This window comes from Pararhizobium sp. O133 (assembly GCF_051669845.1).
Taxonomy (GTDB): Bacteria; Pseudomonadota; Alphaproteobacteria; order Rhizobiales; family Rhizobiaceae; genus Pararhizobium.
This window is the reverse complement of the sequence record NZ_CP196426.1, coordinates 3983910-3997489: the sequence shown is the minus strand read 5'-3', so window position 1 is coordinate 3997489 and position 13580 is coordinate 3983910. Positions and strand designations below refer to the sequence as shown.

Here is a 13580-nt window from a genome sequence, read left to right as displayed (position 1 = left end):
TTCGACGGGTGGAACAAAAGTGGCAGGCAGACTTGTTGTTGTGGGTGGCGGTCAGGCCGCCTTTGCCTTGGTGGCGAAACTCCGGGCGCTGAAGGACGACCGTCCGATCACCATGATTGCAGCCGAGGCCAGCCATCCCTACCAGCGGCCGCCGCTTTCCAAGAAGTATCTCCTGCGCGAAATGAATCTCGATCGTCTGCTCTACCGGCCGGAGGGCTGGTACGGCGAGCATGATATCGACATCCGCCTCTCCACATCCGTGACCGGCATCGACCGGACGAGCAAGACGGTCACCCTCAGTGACGGATCGACGCTTGAGTATGGCGACCTGGCCCTGGCCACCGGCTCGACGCCGCGCAAGCTGCCTGCCAGCGTCGGCGGCGATCTCGCCGGCGTCTTCGTCGTGCGTGATTTCACCGATGCCGATCGTCTGGCCGAAGAGATGCAGCCCGGCAAGCATGCGCTGATCATCGGCGGCGGTTATATCGGTCTCGAGGCGGCTGCGGTCGCCCGGTCCAGCGGGCTCGATGTCACCGTCATCGAGATGGCCGACCGGATCCTGCAGCGCGTGGCGTCTGCCGCGACGTCAAATCTGGTACGTAATATTCACACCACGCGCGGCGTCGATATCCGGGAAGGCGCCGGCCTTGTACGCCTCGTTGGAACCGATGGCCGGGTAACGGCGGCCGAATTGACCGACGGCACGACCATTCCGGTTGATCTTGTCATCGTCGGCATCGGCGTCACGGCCAATGACGCGCTTGCCCGCGAAGCCGGGCTGGAGGTTGCCAACGGCATCGTCGTCGATTGCTTTGGCCGCACCTCCGATCCGCATGTTTACGCGATGGGCGACTGCGCCGTGCAGCCCTGGAAGGACATGCGCATCCGGCTGGAATCGGTCCAGAACGCCGTCGACCAGGCCGAGGCCGTCGCCGCCCTTCTCGCCGGCGGCGAGGCGCCCTATGAGCCGAAGCCCTGGTTCTGGTCGGATCAGTATGACGTCAAGCTGCAGATCGCCGGCTTTGGCCTGGGCCACGACGAAACGGTCGTGCGCGCCGGCCAGCGCGAAGGCAGTGTGTCGGTCTGGTATTTCATGGGCGGCAAGCTGATTGCCGTCGACGCGCTCAACGATGCGAAGGCCTATGTGACGGGGAAGAAACTGCTGGACCTCGGCCTGACGCCGGATCGTTCGATCCTTGAGAATCCGCAGGCGGACCTCAAGACATTGCTGCCGTAACCTGCGGCTGCCTACTGGTGGATGCTGAACAGGCGGCCCTTCGTTTCCAGCTGGAAACGGGGGAAGAAGAACACGCCGAGCATCGAGCCTGAATAGCGCTGTTCCAAGCCGCTGGATTCGCCCACACAGAAGACCGGCTGCTTCTGGCCCGAGGCGAGGCTGATCGTCGTCGAGAAGCAGAAGGACGACGACGTCGTCGCGGCCTGTTCGAACAATTCGAGCACATGATTGCGATCAGTGCTGTCATAGCAACGCACCAGGTTCAGCAGGCCGCATTCCGGCTGCTGCAGGCCGTGCATGGCAGCGGCGCTATCTCCAAGCCGGAACAGGCCGTTCGACAGATCGCCCGACCAGCCCTCCGAAAAGCAGAATTGTCCCAGCAGTTCCTGGCCGCTTTCGCCCATGGCGAAAGAATGCGGACCCGGAACCTGCGAAAGGCCTGCTCTTGCGATCTTAAACACAGTTCACCCCAGTATGTGCACGAAATTCGAAATTCATTCAGTCGCGCCCCGTGGGGTCGCAAGAAACGATTTCCATTTTGCAGCAACGCGTACGCGAGCGGATTTCACATCACTCTGTTCTGTGGCTTGCAAGTTATAGAAAGCTCAATTTTCAAGTCTTGACCGGGTTTCGATCCCAGACGGAGCAAATTGTACGCGAGGAAAATCTATATGTTTTATGGTTTGGGATCAAAGTAATGTTGGGCACACAGTTAATAGCGAAAATTTGACCAATTTTATTGTCAAACTGTCCGGCCTTTGAAACCCCATGAATCTTGGTTCACTTGGAGCGCTGTTATAATTGCTTTTGCATATGCTTCAATGGTCTTTTCAGAAATATTTCTCGCTCCGTCGGCCATCGAACCTCAAGATTGTGGACTATTCACGGCAGGGCAATGAGAACCTGATTCGAGCTCGGGTCGGCAATGAGCCAAATGCCGTAGCTTGTTACCATTCTTGGGCCGGTTTGGTGCTGTGATTGAAAAAAAGGCGGACCTTGCGGCCCGCCTTTCTCATAAGTTCTGAATGGAACGCCTTATTACATCATGCCGCCCATGCCGCCCATGCCGCCCATGTCAGGCATGCCGCCGCCGGCCGAATCCTTCTTCGGCAGTTCAGCGATCATGGCTTCCGTGGTGATCAGCAGCGAAGCAACCGAAGCTGCGTTCTGCAGAGCCGTGCGAACGACCTTGACCGGATCGACGATACCCATGGCGATCATGTCGCCGAATTCGCCGGTCTGGGCGTTGTAGCCGTAGTTGTCGGTGTTGCTTTCGAGGATCTTGCCGACGATGATCGAGCCTTCGTCACCTGCGTTTTCAGCGATCTGGCGAACCAGCGACTGAAGTGCCTTGCGGATGATCGAGATACCGGCGGTCTGATCGTCGTTTGCACCCTTGAGGTCGAGAACGATCGAGGCGCGGAGCAGAGCCGTACCACCACCGGGAACGATACCTTCCTGAACGGCAGCGCGCGTTGCGTTGAGCGCGTCGTCGATACGGTCCTTCTTTTCCTTCACTTCGATTTCGGTCGCACCGCCAACGCGGATGACGGCAACGCCGCCAGCGAGCTTGGCAAGGCGTTCCTGCAGCTTTTCGCGGTCGTAATCGGAGGTGGTTTCCTCGATCTGGCCCTTGATCTGCGCGACGCGGCCTTCGATTTCGGCCTTCTTGCCGGAACCGTCGACGATCGTCGTGTTTTCCTTGGAGATCGAAACCTTCTTCGCACGGCCGAGCATTTCGAGCGTGACGTTTTCGAGCTTGATGCCGATGTCTTCGGAAATGACCTGGCCACCGGTCAGGATGGCGATGTCTTCGAGCATGGCCTTGCGGCGATCGCCGAAGCCCGGAGCCTTGACGGCAGCGATCTTCAGGCCGCCACGCAGCTTGTTGACGACGAGCGTTGCAAGAGCTTCGCCTTCGACGTCTTCCGAGATGATCAGGAGCGGCTTGCCGGTCTGAACGACGGCTTCGAGAACCGGAAGCATGGCCTGCAGGTTGGAGAGCTTCTTCTCATGGAGAAGGATGTAGGCGTCTTCCAGTTCGGCAACCATCTTTTCAGGGTTGGTCACGAAGTAAGGGCTGAGATAGCCGCGGTCGAACTGCATGCCTTCGACGACTTCGAGTTCGGTGTCGGCGGTCTTGGCTTCTTCAACCGTGATGACGCCTTCATTGCCGACCTTCTGCATCGCGTCAGCGATGTACTGGCCGATTTCCTTCTCGCCGTTGGCCGAGATCGTGCCGACCTGGGCCACTTCTTCCGAAGTGTTGATCTTCTTTGCCTTGGCAATGAGGTCCTTGACGATGGAGGAAACAGCGAGGTCGATGCCGCGCTTCAGATCCATCGGGTTCATGCCGGCGGCAACGGCCTTGCCGCCTTCGCGAACGATGGCCTGGGCGAGAACGGTTGCCGTCGTGGTGCCGTCGCCGGCGATGTCGTTGGTCTTCGAAGCAACTTCACGGACCATCTGCGCGCCCATGTTTTCGAACTTGTCTTCCAGTTCGATTTCCTTGGCGACGGAAACGCCGTCCTTGGTGATGCGCGGTGCGCCGAAGGACTTGTCGATGATGACGTTACGACCCTTCGGGCCGAGCGTGACCTTCACTGCGTCTGCGAGGATGTCGACGCCGCGCAGCATCTTTTCGCGTGCGGTGCGGCCGAACTTAATTTCTTTGGCTGCCATGATAAAAACTCCCGGGCTTGAGCCCAATTGGTTTTTGGAATGAGGAAAGTGAAGACCGGCTCAGATCAGCCGATAATGCCCATGATGTCGGCTTCCTTCATGATCAGAAGGTCTTCGCCGTTGAGCTTGACTTCGGTGCCCGACCACTTGCCGAACAGAACGCGATCGCCAGCCTTGACGTCGAGCGCGATGAGCGAGCCCTTGTCGTCACGGGTGCCGGTGCCGACGGCGACGATTTCGCCTTCCTGCGGCTTTTCCTTGGCGGTATCCGGAATGATGATGCCGCCCTTGGTCTTGGCTTCGGACTCGACACGGCGTACAACGACGCGGTCATGCAGAGGACGGAAATTGGTGCTTGTCATTGTCTAATCCCTCGATCAAATGACTTCACGGATCGTCTTTGCGATCCGATTGATGGATGTTAGCACTCCTGTTGAGTGAGTGCCAGCGGCTTGGAGATAAGGATGGCCAAGGATTGAGTCAAGGACGGCCTGTCGAAAATATTTCATCGATCATGGTTATCTGATCGGCATGCTCTTGACCCAACAACACGACCTGAATGTGACACCGCCCCATCCATCTTTCTCCGAGGCAACGAAAGTCTGGGCGAAGATCGGTCTCCTGAGTTTCGGCGGCCCGGCCGGGCAGATCGCCCTCATGCACAAGGAACTGGTGGAAGAGCGCCGGTGGATTTCCGAAAGCCGGTTTCTGCACGCGCTGAATTTCTGCATGCTGCTGCCGGGACCGGAGGCGCAGCAACTCGCTACCTATATCGGCTGGCTGCTGCATGGCACGCGCGGCGGCATCGTCGCCGGTCTGCTGTTCATCTTGCCGGGCTTCCTCGTCATCCTCGGCCTGTCGTCGGCCTATGCGCTGTTTCACCAGACGGACTGGCTTTCCAGCCTGTTTTTCGGATTGAAGGCCGCGGTGCTGGCGATCGTCGTCGAAGCGGTCATCCGGGTGGGCCGGCGGGCGCTGAAGACGCGGTTTTCGCTGATCGTCGCCTCGCTCGCGTTTGCGGCACTCTTCCTGTTCGACTTGCCGTTTCCGCTGGTCGTGCTCGCTGCGGGCATCGCCGGTTATATCGCCACCCGGATGCAGCCGGAAACGGGTGAAAACGCCTTGACTGCGGCCGCAAAACGGGCGATGGCCGACAGGCCCTCGGTCATCGACGCCGGCTTCCCGGATCACGCCGCAAGTTGGGGGCGGACAGTGCGGGTTCTCTGTCTCTGGCTGGCGCTGTGGATCGCGCCTTTCATTCTGATCGCCAGTGTGATCGGCTTCGACAATGTGTATCTCGCCATCGGCCTGTTCTTCTCGAAAATGGCGGTGGTGACCTTCGGCGGCGCCTATGCTGTGCTGGCCTATGTCGCGCAGCAGGCGGTCGAGACCTATCACTGGCTGAAACCCGGCGAGATGCTCGATGGTCTTGCACTGGCCGAGACGACACCGGGGCCGCTGGTTCTGGTGCTGTCCTTCGTCGGCTTCATGGCCGCCTTCCGCACGCCGCTTGGGCTCGATCCGCTGTCGGCCGGTGTGCTCGGGGCCACGCTTGCGACCTGGGTGACCTTCGTGCCCTGCTTCCTGTGGATCTTCCTCGGTGCGCCCTATGTCGAGACGCTGCGCAACAACAGGGCGCTGTCGGGCGCGCTCTCAGCCATTTCGGCGGCGGTCACCGGCGTCATCCTCAATCTCGCCGTCTGGTTCGGCCTGCATGTGCTCTTCGCCGAGGTCACGCGCTATGCGGCGGGGCCGCTCTCCTTGCCGCTTCCCGTCTGGCAGAGCTTTCAGTGGCCGGCATTCCTGCTGACGCTTTTGGCGGTCGTTCTGCTCTTTGGTCTCAAACGCGGGATGGTGACGACACTTTCCATCTGCGCCGTCGCGGGCTGGCTGATCGGCAATTTTTAGCATCCGAGACGCGCCGGATGCCCGAATCCTTGGGATTCCGCCGCCATTTTCGGCATCCAGTCTTGTGTTTTGGCCGCCTGCCTGCGATGTCACCCCGACCAATTTTTTCTGCGGGAAACCAGCATGGCCGTTCGGATCAACAGTTTTCGCGACATCGCCAGCCGCTACGACGTCGTTCTGTGCGACGTCTGGGGCGTGCTGCACAATGGCGTCGCGGCCTTCAAGGAGGCCTGCGAGGCGCTGACCGAAGCGCGCGCCAAGGGCCTGACCGTCGTCCTCATCACCAATTCGCCACGCCCGCATCCAGGCGTCATCGTCCAGATTCGCGGGCTCGGCGTGCCCGACAGCGCCTATGACCGCATTGTCACCTCCGGCGACGTGACCCGGGCGCTGATCACCGCCGGCCCGAAGAAGATCTATTTCATCGGTGCCGAACGCGACCTGCCGCTGATCGAGGGGCTGGGCGTCAGCATGGTATCCTCGGAAGATGCCGAGATTATCGTCTGCGCCGGCTTCTTCGACGACGAGACGGAAACGGCCGAGGATTACCGCGCGACACTTTCGGGCATGGTCAAGCGCAAGGTGCCGCTGATCTGCGCCAACCCGGACCTCGTCGTCGAGCGCGGCCATCGGCTGATCCCTTGCGCCGGCGCCATTGCCAAGGTTTATGAGCAAATGGGCGGGGAAACTCGTATTTCCGGGAAGCCCTATGTGCCGATCTACCGTGCCTCGCTGTCCGAGGCCAAGGCGGCACGCGGCGGCTTCGATCTGGCGCGGGTGATCGCGGTCGGCGACGGCATGCCGACGGACGTGAAGGGCGCGCAGGATTTCGGCCTCGATGTCCTCTATATCAGCGCCGGAATTCATGCAGCCGAATATATGACGGCGGAAAAGACTGACGAGGCAAAGCTGACGGGCTTCCTGAAAAGCGAAGGCGCCACGCCGAAGTGGTGGATGCCGAGGCTGGCTTAATGGCGGCGGCGCTTTAGCACCGGCCGATCGGACTGCGGAACAGATGACTGGCGTGACGGATATGACGGTTTTCCATCGCAACGAGACCCGCGAACCCCTGCCTGAAGCGTTGCGCGGCGGCGTTATCGCCATCGGCAATTTCGACGGCGTCCATCGCGGCCATCAGTCGGTCCTGAACCGGGCTCTCGAAGAAGCAAGCGCGCGGGGCGTTCCGGCGCTCGTCCTGACGTTCGAGCCGCATCCGCGCAGTGTCTTCCGTCCCGACCGCCCGGTGTTTCGGCTGACACCCGCGCCGCTTAAGGCCCGCATCCTGGAAGGCATGGGCTTTTCCGCCGTCATCGAATATCCGTTCGATCGTACCTTCTCCGAGCTGTCCGCTTCCGATTTCATCCGGTCCGTGCTGATGGACTGGCTGCATGCCAGCCATGTCGTCACCGGCTTCGATTTTCATTTCGGCAAGGGCAGGGAAGGCGGCCCGGCCTTCCTGATGGCGGCCGGCGGCGAGAACGGTTTCGGCGTGACGCTGGTCGATGCCTTCCGTGACGAGAACGCTTCGGTCATCTCGTCCAGCCATATCCGCGGCCTGCTCGGCGAAGGCGACGTGGCGCAGGCCGCCGGATTGCTCGGCTATCGCTATACGGTGGAAGCCGAGGTGATCGGCGGCAAGCAACTTGGCCGCACGCTCGGCTATCCCACGGCCAACATGCAACTGCCGCCGGAAGTCGAGCTGCGCAACGGCATTTACGCCGTCCGCTTCCGTTGCGCCGATGGTATCGTCCACGACGGTGTCGCCAGCTTCGGCAAGCGACCGACCGTGGACAGCAACGGCACCGCGCTGCTGGAGACTTTTGTCTTCGATTTCTCCGGCGATCTCTATGGCCAGGTCTGCTCGGTCTCCTTCTTCGGCCATCTGCGTGACGAGCTGAAATTCGATGGCCTCGAGCCGCTGGTGGTGCAGATGAAGCAGGATGATGCCGAGGCCCGCGCGCTTCTGTCGGGTGTGCAAGCGCTGAGCCAGATCGACCGCAAGATTGCATTCTGAAACTGATAGGCCCGGCACGACGCTGGCCGCACTTAATCGAGGATCACATCATGGCCACCACGCCCCGCCGCCCCGTCAGCGCCATGGACGCCGCAGAAGCCCTGTTCAAACCGGCCAAGAAAGCCCCTGCGCCCGCCGTCGAAAAGCGCGCTTTGCCGGAAACCAAGGAACTGGTCTCCCTGAAACTCGACAGTTCCGTGCTGCACTATTTCCAGGATGACGGCCCGGGCTGGCAGGATCGCATCAACGACGCGCTGCGTTCGTTCGTGGTGGCAAATCCGAAGGATTGATTGGCTTTCTCTTCTCCCCAGCGGGGAGAAGGTGGCCTGAAAGGCCGGATGAGGAGGCCGAAGGCCACCTTCAAACTATGCCGCTGGGTGCCGCTCCGCCGGCACCCCCTCATCGCCTCGCCGTGCTCGGCACTTCTCCCCGCCGGGGAGAAGAGGGAGATACTTTCCTGCCTTCAACTAAGGCTCGCAAACGTTCCAATATTTGTGTTCGAAATGCACGATCAGAGATGATTTGCGACGATCAGGTCGATCGCCGTATCGAACATCACGTCCTCGAACTGCTCGACCGTGTCGGCTTCGATATGCAAGCCTTCGATGTCGCTTTCCGAGTAAAAGACCTTGGCGTCCGCATCCCAGAGCGCTTTCACAAAAAATGTCCGTTTGACCATATCATGCTCCCGCAACAGATCGTTCTGTTCGGAAACGATCCACGCAATGTTATCACAGGAAGAACCAACAGTTCCATCCGCTGGTCATAGCCCCATCCTTGTTCGAAACTTTGGCGTTTTCATCTTCCTTTTCGGCCGAAAACCGCTTAAACAACCGGCCACCATGACCCGATATCGTCGATTGAACCGTGATCTGCGAATTATTGGCCCGGCCTTCCCAGCGCTCTGATAGCCGCCGGAAGGTCCGGGTTTTCGGCGTTCCTCCGGAGCGTCACCGTTATCCCCTTGAAGATATCCCGTTCGCATGCGCGGCGACACGCGCTCAACAGTGATTGCAAAAACCATGACCGATACAGCCGAAAAACTCGACTATTCCAAGACGCTCTACCTGCCCGAAACCGAATTTCCGATGCGCGCCGGCCTGCCGCAGAAGGAGCCGGAAACGGTGGCCCGCTGGCAGAAGATGGACCTCTACAAGAAGCTTCGCGCGTCGGCCGCCGGCCGCGAAAAGTTCGTCCTCCACGACGGCCCGCCCTATGCCAACGGCAATATCCATATCGGCCACGCGCTGAACAAGATCCTGAAGGACGTCATCACTCGCTCGTTCCAGATGCGCGGATTTGACTCCAACTACGTTCCGGGCTGGGACTGCCACGGCCTGCCGATCGAATGGAAGATCGAGGAAGAAAACTACCGCTCCAAGGGCAAGCCCAAGCCTGACCTGAAGCAACCGGCCGCGATGATCGAGTTCCGCAAGGAATGCCGCGCTTACGCCGAAAAATGGATCAAGGTGCAGGGCGACGAGTTCCAGCGCCTCGGCATCGTCGGTGATTTCGACAATCCGTACCTGACGATGAATTTCCACGCCGAAAGCCGCATCGCCGGCGAACTCCTGAAGATCGCCATGAGCGGCCAGCTCTATCGCGGTTCGAAGCCGATCATGTGGTCGGTTGTCGAGCGCACCGCGCTGGCGGAAGCCGAGGTCGAATATCACGACTATGAGAGCGACACGATCTGGGTGAAGTTCCCGGTTAGCCGAGAATATAAAGACATCGATGCGTTCACGGCGATTGACGATCCCGAATATGTATCGACCATCACCGAATATGAAAATGATATCGGCGGGGCTTACGTCGTCATCTGGACAACCACCCCGTGGACCATCCCCGGCAACCGCGCGATCGCCTATTCTCCGAAGGTTGCCTATGGACTCTACGAGGTCACGGCCGCCGAAAACGACTTCGGCCCGCGCCCGGGTGAAAAGCTGATCTTTGCCGATGCTCTTGCAGAGGAATCCGCTGCCAAGGCCAAGCTCACCTTCAATCGTCTGCGTGGCCTGTCGGCTGACGAGATGGCTTCCATCACCTGTGCCCACCCTCTCAGGGGCCTCGGTGGCGGCTACGACTTCACCGTTCCGTTGCTCGCCGGCGATCACGTCACCGACGATGCCGGTACCGGTTTCGTCCACACCGCCCCGTCGCACGGCCGCGAAGACTTCGAAGCCTGGATGTCGTCCGTCAAGGAACTCGAAGCGCGCGGCATCGACACCCGCATCCCGTTCCCGGTCGATGACAGCGGCACCTACACCGCCGACGCTCCCGGTTTCGAGGGCGCGCGTGTCATGGATGACGCAGGCAAGAAGGGCGATGCCAACGACCGCGTCATCAAGGCGCTGATCGAGCGCAACGCGCTGTTTGCCCGTGGCCGCCTGAAGCATCAGTATCCGCATTCCTGGCGCTCCAAGAAGCCGATCATCTTCCGCAACACGCCGCAATGGTTCGTCTATATGGACAAGGACCTCAAGGACGGCACGACGCTGCGCACGCGTGCGCTTGGCGCCATCGACGACACCCGTTTCGTACCCGCCGCCGGCCAGAACCGTCTGCGTGCGATGATCGAGCAGCGTCCGGACTGGGTGCTTTCCCGCCAAAGAGCATGGGGCGTGCCGATCTGCGTCTTCGCCGACGAAGAAGGCAATGTCCTGCAGGACGGAGAGGTCAACAAGCGCATCCTCGAAGCCTTCGACGCCGAAGGTGCGGATGCCTGGTTCGCGGAAGGCGCCAAGGATCGTTTCCTCGGCGATGGCCACGACCATGCCAAGTGGACCCAGGTCATGGACATCCTCGATGTCTGGTTCGACAGTGGCTCGACCCACACGTTCACGCTGGAAGACCGCCCCGACCTGAAATGGCCGGCCGACGTCTATCTGGAAGGTTCCGACCAGCATCGCGGCTGGTTCCATTCCTCGCTGCTCGAATCGGCTGCCACCCGTGGCCGCGCTCCCTATGACACGGTCGTCACCCATGGCTTCACCATGGATGAGAAGGGCCAGAAGATGTCGAAATCAACAGGCAATGTCGTGTCCCCGCAGGACGTGATGAAGGATGCCGGCGCCGATATCCTGCGCCTCTGGGTCATGACCACGGACTATTGGGAAGACCAGCGCCTGGGCAAGACGATCATCCAGACCAATGTCGATGCCTATCGCAAGCTGCGCAACACCATCCGCTGGATGCTCGGCACGCTGGCGCACGACAAGGGCGAGGAGATCGCTTATAGTGAGCTGCCGGAACTCGAAAAGCTGATGCTGCACCGCCTGTTCGAGCTCGATCAGCTCGTTCGCGAAGGTTATGACGCGTTCGAGTTCAAGAAGATCGCCCGCGCCCTGATCGACTTCGCCAATATCGAACTGTCGGCCTTCTATTTCGACATCCGCAAGGACTCACTCTATTGCGACGCGCCGTCGAGCCTGCGCCGCCGTTCGGCCCTGCACGTGATCCGCAAGATCTTCGATTGCATGGTCCTGTGGCTTGCGCCGATGCTGCCGTTTACCACCGAAGAGGCATGGCTGTCGCGCGATCCGTCGGCGGTCTCGGTGCATCTCGAGCAGTTCCCGCAGGTTCCGGCCGAGTGGGAAAATGCGGCGCTGAATGAGAAGTGGACGAAGATCCGCAAGGTACGCTCGGTCGTCACCGGTGCGCTGGAAGTCGAGCGCAAGGACAAGCGGATCGGCTCCTCGCTGGAAGCCGCACCGATCGTGTTCATTCTCGGTGACGATCTTGCTTCCGCGCTGGAAGGTCAGGATCTAGCAGAAATCTGCATTACATCTGACATCACGATTGAGAAAGCTATGCCGCCGGCAGACAGCTTCATGCTCGGTGATGTGGCGGGTGTTGGGGTGTATCCGAAGCTGGCAAAAGGCACAAAATGCGCCCGGTCTTGGCGGATCACCGCCGATGTCGGCTCGGATGCTGCTTTCCCGGATGTATCGGCGCGTGATGCGGCAGCACTTCGGGAACTCGGCTACGCTTCTTAAGGGATTGTTTACCGGGTGAATTGCGCTTTCGCGGCTCATCCGGTAAAACCTGCCTGAAATTTGGCGGATTTATACGTCATGGGCGCAGCGATGACGCTCACTATCGATCGTGCCGGCACCGCTGGAAGGGTTTTCATGGGAATGACGCGAGAGTTTCGACTGTATGCCGGCCTATTCGGCATCGTGGCTGGCAGTCTTGTTCTGACTGGCTGCATGGGCGGCCCGACCTACGGTACGGACAAGACCGCCGGCGAGCAGTTGGTCGAAGGTCTCGGCAGCGCGGTCAGCCTTCAGGCTGAACAGCCCAAGAACCTCAAGTACCAGCCGCGCCCCGGTCTCGTCCTGCCGCCGGAAGACGAAAAGACAGCGCTGGTTCAGCCGCAGACCAACCTCGCCACCAAGGACAATCCGCAGTGGATCGAATCTCCCGAGGACACGCGCCAGCGTCTGCGTGAGGAGGCCGACGCCAATGCCGACAATCCGAGCTATGTCTCGCCGCTCGCCAAGGCCAATGCCAATGGCCGCGCGCTGACCAAGAACGAACAGACGCAGGCCTATCGCGAGGCCCGCAAGATTCAGATGGGCGCCTATGCCGACAAGCGCCGCTTCCTGAGCGACCCGCCGCTGGAATATCGCAAGCTGCCGGAAGAGGCGACGGCCGATCTCGGCGAGCCCGAGCAGGTCAAGGAACGCCGCCGCAAGAAGGAAGCCGCGATCAAGGGCAGCGGCAAGAAGTGGTACCAGATTTTCTGATCGCCGATGTTCACCATTCGCGACGCCACCCCGGATGACGCAGGCACGATCCTGCGTTTCATCACCGAACTTGCCACTTATGAAAAAGCCGAACACGAGGTCGAGGCAACCGTCCAGTCCGTAACGGATTCGCTGTTCGGTCCGGATTCCGTGTCGAAGGCTGCGATCTGCGAGCGTGATGGGGTGCCCGTCGGTTTCGCCGTCTGGTTCTACAGCTATTCCACCTGGCTCGCCCGCAACGGGCTTTATCTCGAAGATCTCTATGTCACGCCCGACCAGCGCGGCACGGGCGCCGGTCGCTCGATGCTGCGGCACCTGGCGCGGATCGCGGTGGAAAGAGGCTGTGGCCGCTTCGAGTGGAGCGTACTCGACTGGAACGAGCCGGCGATCAAGGCCTATGAGGCGATCGGTGCGGAACCCTTGAGCGAATGGACGCGCTATCGTCTCGCCGGTCCTGCTCTCGAGGCCTTTGCGGCCGGTTGAATCGCGCTGTCAGCGTCTCGCGGTAAAGAAGTCCCGTAGAATTTCGGCAGCGGCCGTCTCGGACAGGCCGGAATAGACGTCAGGCGCATGGTGGCAGGTCGGCTGGTTGAAGAAACGCACGCCGTTGTCGATGCCGCCGCCCTTCGAATCCTCGGCGCCGTAGTAGACCCGGCGCAGGCGGGCGAAGGAAATGGCAGCGGCACACATGGTGCAGGGCTCGAGCGTGACATAGAGATCGGCGCCGTTCAGCCGTTCCGCTCCGATGGTCTTTGCCGCCTGCCGGATGACCTCGATCTCCGCATGGGCGGTGATGTCGTTGAATTCGCGGGTGCGATTGCCGGCGCGCGCCAATACCTCGCCATTGAGGACGAGAACGGCGCCGACGGGAACTTCACCGCGTTTTGCCGCGGCTCTCGCCTCGTCGAGCGCCAAATCCATGAACCGGCCGCTTTCAGCCGCAGTTTCGCCCATCGTCGAGACCCGTGATAATTTCTCTTAACCCAAGGGC

The 13580-nt window shown here is 60.6% G+C and carries 13 protein-coding genes; 8 read left to right on the top strand and 5 right to left on the bottom strand.

What is annotated here, in order from left to right; translation table 11 throughout:
* Positions 1-19: 19 nt before the first annotated feature.
* Positions 20-1237, top strand: a complete 1218-nt coding sequence (locus ACST81_RS19335) for an NAD(P)/FAD-dependent oxidoreductase (RefSeq protein ID WP_438749935.1) — start codon at positions 20-22, stop codon at positions 1235-1237.
* A gap of 11 nt (positions 1238-1248) precedes the next feature.
* Here ACST81_RS19335 and ACST81_RS19330 read toward each other — a convergent pair whose 3' ends face one another.
* The 3 genes from ACST81_RS19330 to groES form a co-directional block, all read right to left on the bottom strand.
* On the bottom strand, positions 1249-1698 hold the full coding sequence (locus ACST81_RS19330) for a hypothetical protein (RefSeq protein ID WP_438749934.1): 450 nt from the start codon (positions 1696-1698) through the stop codon (positions 1249-1251).
* 577 nt (positions 1699-2275) lie between these two features.
* Positions 2276-3919 carry a chaperonin GroEL gene (gene groL, locus ACST81_RS19325; protein WP_438749933.1) on the bottom strand — a complete coding sequence of 548 codons (1644 nt, stop codon included), beginning with the start codon at positions 3917-3919 and terminating at the stop codon, positions 2276-2278.
* A 65-nt stretch (positions 3920-3984) separates the two neighbouring features.
* Positions 3985-4281 (bottom strand): co-chaperone GroES, encoded by a 297-nt coding sequence (gene groES / locus ACST81_RS19320; RefSeq protein WP_438749932.1) that lies wholly within the window; start codon positions 4279-4281, stop codon positions 3985-3987.
* Positions 4282-4456: 175 nt separating this feature from the next.
* On the opposite strand from groES, the gene chrA reads away from it, so the two are divergent.
* The 4 genes from chrA to ACST81_RS19300 all read left to right on the top strand — a co-directional run bounded on the left by chrA (position 4457) and on the right by ACST81_RS19300 (position 8131).
* A complete protein-coding gene (gene chrA, locus ACST81_RS19315) occupies positions 4457-5827 on the top strand; it encodes a chromate efflux transporter (protein WP_438749931.1) in 1371 nt (456 codons plus the stop codon).
* A gap of 123 nt (positions 5828-5950) precedes the next feature.
* Positions 5951-6799 (top strand): TIGR01459 family HAD-type hydrolase, encoded by an 849-nt coding sequence (locus tag ACST81_RS19310; protein WP_438749930.1) that lies wholly within the window; start codon positions 5951-5953, stop codon positions 6797-6799.
* Between the two features lie 61 nt (positions 6800-6860).
* Positions 6861-7841: a bifunctional riboflavin kinase/FAD synthetase gene (locus tag ACST81_RS19305; RefSeq protein ID WP_438753693.1), complete on the top strand. Its 981-nt coding sequence runs from the start codon at positions 6861-6863 to the stop codon at positions 7839-7841.
* Positions 7842-7891: 50 nt separating this feature from the next.
* Entirely contained in the window at positions 7892-8131 is a 240-nt protein-coding gene (locus ACST81_RS19300) for a BrnA antitoxin family protein (protein WP_438749929.1), read from the top strand.
* A gap of 221 nt (positions 8132-8352) precedes the next feature.
* On the opposite strand, the gene ACST81_RS19295 is transcribed toward ACST81_RS19300, so the two are convergent.
* On the bottom strand, positions 8353-8520 hold the full coding sequence (locus ACST81_RS19295; RefSeq protein ID WP_438749928.1) for a DUF1902 domain-containing protein: 168 nt from the start codon (positions 8518-8520) through the stop codon (positions 8353-8355).
* 343 nt (positions 8521-8863) lie between these two features.
* On the opposite strand from ACST81_RS19295, the gene ileS reads away from it, so the two are divergent.
* The 3 genes from ileS (at position 8864) to ACST81_RS19280 (ending at position 13072) form a co-directional block, all read left to right on the top strand.
* Positions 8864-11836 (top strand): isoleucine--tRNA ligase, encoded by a 2973-nt coding sequence (gene ileS / locus ACST81_RS19290; protein ID WP_438749927.1) that lies wholly within the window; start codon positions 8864-8866, stop codon positions 11834-11836.
* Positions 11837-11971: 135 nt separating this feature from the next.
* Positions 11972-12589: a hypothetical protein gene (locus ACST81_RS19285; RefSeq protein ID WP_438753691.1), complete on the top strand. Its 618-nt coding sequence runs from the start codon at positions 11972-11974 to the stop codon at positions 12587-12589.
* Between the two features lie 6 nt (positions 12590-12595).
* Positions 12596-13072 carry a GNAT family N-acetyltransferase gene (locus ACST81_RS19280; protein ID WP_438749925.1) on the top strand — a complete coding sequence of 159 codons (477 nt, stop codon included), beginning with the start codon at positions 12596-12598 and terminating at the stop codon, positions 13070-13072.
* A gap of 9 nt (positions 13073-13081) precedes the next feature.
* Here ACST81_RS19280 and ACST81_RS19275 read toward each other — a convergent pair whose 3' ends face one another.
* A complete protein-coding gene (locus ACST81_RS19275) occupies positions 13082-13543 on the bottom strand; it encodes a nucleoside deaminase (protein ID WP_438749924.1) in 462 nt (153 codons plus the stop codon).
* Positions 13544-13580: the final 37 nt, after the last annotated feature.

What these genes read in the sequence shown, in the direction of transcription:
- groL (WP_438749933.1), bottom strand. Translation starts at nt 3,919, where the DNA reads ATGGCAGCCAAAGAAATTAAGTTCGGCCGCACCGCACGCGAAAAGATG.
- groES (WP_438749932.1), bottom strand. Translation starts at nt 4,281, where the DNA reads ATGACAAGCACCAATTTCCGTCCTCTGCATGACCGCGTCGTTGTACGC.
- ACST81_RS19310 (WP_438749930.1), top strand. Translation starts at nt 5,951, where the DNA reads ATGGCCGTTCGGATCAACAGTTTTCGCGACATCGCCAGCCGCTACGAC.
- ACST81_RS19305 (WP_438753693.1), top strand. Translation starts at nt 6,861, where the DNA reads ATGACGGTTTTCCATCGCAACGAGACCCGCGAACCCCTGCCTGAAGCG.
- ACST81_RS19300 (WP_438749929.1), top strand. Translation starts at nt 7,892, where the DNA reads ATGGCCACCACGCCCCGCCGCCCCGTCAGCGCCATGGACGCCGCAGAA.
- ACST81_RS19295 (WP_438749928.1), bottom strand. Translation starts at nt 8,520, where the DNA reads ATGGTCAAACGGACATTTTTTGTGAAAGCGCTCTGGGATGCGGACGCC.
- ileS (WP_438749927.1), top strand. Translation starts at nt 8,864, where the DNA reads ATGACCGATACAGCCGAAAAACTCGACTATTCCAAGACGCTCTACCTG.
- ACST81_RS19285 (WP_438753691.1), top strand. Translation starts at nt 11,972, where the DNA reads ATGGGAATGACGCGAGAGTTTCGACTGTATGCCGGCCTATTCGGCATC.
- ACST81_RS19280 (WP_438749925.1), top strand. Translation starts at nt 12,596, where the DNA reads ATGTTCACCATTCGCGACGCCACCCCGGATGACGCAGGCACGATCCTG.
- ACST81_RS19275 (WP_438749924.1), bottom strand. Translation starts at nt 13,543, where the DNA reads ATGGGCGAAACTGCGGCTGAAAGCGGCCGGTTCATGGATTTGGCGCTC.